The following is a 3,445-nucleotide window of genomic DNA, read 5'->3' on the forward strand; positions in this document are numbered from 1 at the left end:
GCTCTAACAAACAGTTCAAGCAGACCAAAGACGCGTGGCATTTTTAGTTTGCGTTGAGTTTTGTGTTTAGGGTAGTTTGCAGAAACCGCATTTGTACGTTTTTGGCTACTTAACTGGGCGTTATATTGCATATGATTCAATGGGTTAAATTATCCGTTTATCTTTGTTCTGCGTTCAAACTATACACCTGTTCGTTTCGTGAAAGTTGCCATCAAAATGCCCATCGCACGTAGAAATTACGTCGGTTAATTAGCAGCAACGTCACGCAAGTCTCCTCGTTAGTAAGTTTCGCTGGCTCAAGTTCTTTTTGCGCGGCTTCTTTTTAGTGGAAGCTAAATTGAAAATCGTGGTTCAGCGCACTTTGCCGTCAGGTTTCTCGCTCTAATTCTTTGCCATTCTGGCTAACTGAACCATTCAAATTTTGCCTAGTTTCGTTTCTTAGCCAAGTGCGTTTTGTTGTCTATGATTGAGTTTCGAACTATCCGTTTTACTTCTGAGTCCAAAGCCAGTAGATTTGTAACCAATTCAGCACCTTGGCGCTAAACTTGGCTCTATCGTGCGGGCAATATAACAAACAATTTAAGAGTGACTCCTAACGCTTGCCGATTTCACTCCGATTTGAATTTAGTGTTTACGGTGCAATGATTTAGCTCAGGTTTTATAGCGTTGTCGCACCTTAATTGGGCGTTATATTGCATAGGATTCAAAGGGTTAAATTATCCGTTTATCTTTGTTCTGCGTTCGAGCTACACACCTGTTCTTTTCGTGAAAATTGCCATCAAAATGACCATCGCACGTAGAAGGTGCGTCGGTTAATTAGCAGCAACGTCACGCAAGTCTCCTCGTTAGTAAGTTTTGCTGGCTCAAGTTCATTTTGCGCGGCTTCTCTTTCGTGGGGACTTTATTGGAAATTGTGGCTTCAGCGCACTTTGTCGTTAGGTTTCTCGCTCGAATTCTTTGTCATTCTGGCTAATCGAATTGCTCCAGTTTTAGCTAATTTCGCTTCTTAGCCAAGTGCGTTTTGTTGTCTATGATTGAGTTTCGAACTATCCATTTTACTTCTGAGTCCAAAGCCAGTAGATTTGTAACCAATTCAGCACCTTGGCGCTAAACTTGGCTCTGTCGTGCGGGCAATATAACAAACAATTTAAGAGTGACTCCCAACGCGTGGCGAGTTTACTCCGGTTTGAAATTTGTGTTTACGGTGCAGTGGTTTAGCTTGGGTGTTATAGCGTTGTCGCACCTTAATTGGGCGTTATGTACTAGGAGGAAAAATGTACGAATTTTCGAAAATGGTGAGAGAAATCTTTTTAGAGAACAAGGAAAATATTGATCTGCCTTTTTTCTACAGCTTTCCCAAAAATAGCTGTGAAAGCGCTTCATATTTCTTGGCTGCATTGCTTGCTCAAAAGTTCCCAGATAAAGAGTTCTTGGTTGTTCATGGTTACAAACATTCATCCGATGAACATCATTACTGGGTTGAAGTAGATGGTCGGGTGATAGACATTACAGCAGACCAGTTTAATAACGTACGCGAGCCTATCTATGGGGCAGATAGTCATCCTCTTGAAGGTAAATTTGTGCCAGATTCTAAAACAGAAGCCATACAAGGTATCAAGCGCTTTGATTTAGTCGAGTTGGAGCGCAAGAAAGCGTTGTGGGGACATATCTCTACACTGATTGAACAACGTACATAACAAAGCATTTAAGAGTGATTCGCAACGCTTGGCAGTTTCGCTTCGCTCAAGTATAGCCAAGCGTCGCTCACACCTTAATGCGGCGTTATGCGATTTCGAGAGGATGGTGAAATTGAACAGTCTGTACATCATTGGCAATGGGTTTGATCTACACCATGGGTTTAATACTAGATACTCAAATTTTGCTGAGTACTTACAAGCGCATAGCCCCGATCTCTTAGATCTTATTCATTGCTACTACTACCAAGAAAATGGGGTAGACTTGTGGGCTAACTTTGAAGAGAGTTTAGCTAACTTTGACAAAGAAGCTTTATTAGAAGATCTAAGTGACTATCTTCCGGTTATATCAAGCGACGAATTTAGAGATAGAGATTGGTATTCTTTCTCCATCGAAGTTCAGAATAAAGTAGGCGTACTAACTCGCGGGTTATGTGAAGAGTTTAGAAAGTTTATTCTATCTGCTACTTCAGATAATCGAGTTGATAGTAAATTGAAGCTTACTTTGCAGCCAAATGCGAAGTTTCTGAGCTTTAACTACAGTGATACACTCGAAAAACACTATTCAGTGCCTCAATCGAACATTACATATATTCATGGCAAAGCTTCTGATTTTTCTGCACCCTTGATATTGGGACATGGTATTGATCCCAACGAATTTAAAGTTGTTCCAGAGAAACCACCAGAAAACGTGAGTCCTGAAGACCTTGATAGATGGTATGAGTATATGTCTGACAATTTCGATTATGCCTACGAGCAAGGGCTTGAAGAAGTTTATGGCTACTATGTTAACTCCTTCAAAAATACAGCTAGCGTTATTGAGAGCCACTCATACTTCTTTACATCTTTAGACTCTATAGACAATGTGTTTGTACTTGGTCACTCTTTGTCTGAGGTGGATTTACCTTATTTTCAGCAAGTCTACGCAAATCTGCCAGAGCATTGTAAATGGTATATATCATTTCGTGGAGAAACTGAGTATTTAGAGAAGCAAGAGACAATACAAAACGTTGGAGTGCCCAGGAGATTAGTGAGTATGATAGAACTTTGCGATATAGCGTAAAAATCGCATAACAAAGCGTTTAAGACGGATTCCCAACGCTTGGCATTTTCGGTTTGATTCAGCTTTAGTGTTTACGGCACAATGGTTTAGGTCGGGTGGTAGCGTTGCTCACCACTTAACGCGGCGTTATAGCGCTTTGATAATTAAAGGGTTGTAAGGCTCTCGAAAATTGCTGGCTTCAGTGTCTTTGAGTTTGATTCCTCAACCAGTATCAAGGTGGAAAAGTCGTCGCAATCCAAGTCGTTGCTAGCTTTAAAAAATCAATACGGTTCGCTGAATTTCGAAGCTTGGCTATCGGTTCGTTTTCCTAAATTTTCGACTGAATCGGTGTTTTGGGTTCTGTGGTCTGGTTGCAGAAAGTGTTGTTGGTTAAGATGCAGTTCATTGAACGCAAGCTAAGTGCTTCATTGCCAAGCGGGTTTTTTGTTTGTATCGCTCTAANNTGAATTTAGTGTTTAAGGCGTCATGCAGCGGCTTGTTTTGTGCGTTGTTTGCGGTTTAAGCTGGCGTTATAGCGCTTTGATAATTCAAGGGTTGTCAGGTTCTCGAAAGTTGCTGGCTTCAGTCTTTTTGAGTTTGATTCCTCAACCAAATCCAAGGTGGAAAATTCTCGCAAGCCAAGTCGTTGTAGGTTTCAAAACTATTCAGCTTCATCAGATTTTGAAGGTTGGTTTCCGGCTAGCTTTCC

2 protein-coding genes are annotated in these 3,445 nt (G+C 41.1%); both read left to right on the plus strand.

Annotated elements, in window-relative coordinates:
• Nucleotides 1-1,274 precede the first annotated feature (1,274 nt).
• Complete coding sequence (locus tag CW749_RS26970; RefSeq protein ID WP_145997893.1) at nt 1,275-1,697, plus strand: hypothetical protein; 423 nt, start codon at nt 1,275-1,277, stop codon at nt 1,695-1,697.
• A 112-nt stretch (nt 1,698-1,809) separates the two neighbouring features.
• On the plus strand, nt 1,810-2,757 hold the full coding sequence (locus CW749_RS26975; protein WP_180958503.1) for a bacteriophage abortive infection AbiH family protein: 948 nt from the start codon (nt 1,810-1,812) through the stop codon (nt 2,755-2,757).
• Nucleotides 2,758-3,445 lie beyond the last annotated feature (688 nt).

Origin of the sequence: Vibrio sp. vnigr-6D03, from assembly GCF_002835515.1 — a bacterium.
Classification (GTDB): domain Bacteria; phylum Pseudomonadota; class Gammaproteobacteria; order Enterobacterales; family Vibrionaceae; genus Vibrio; species Vibrio penaeicida.

Coding starts and splice junctions, on each gene's coding strand:
- CW749_RS26970 (WP_145997893.1), top strand. CDS start 1,275: ATGTACGAATTTTCGAAAATGGTGAGAGAAATCTTTTTAGAGAACAAG.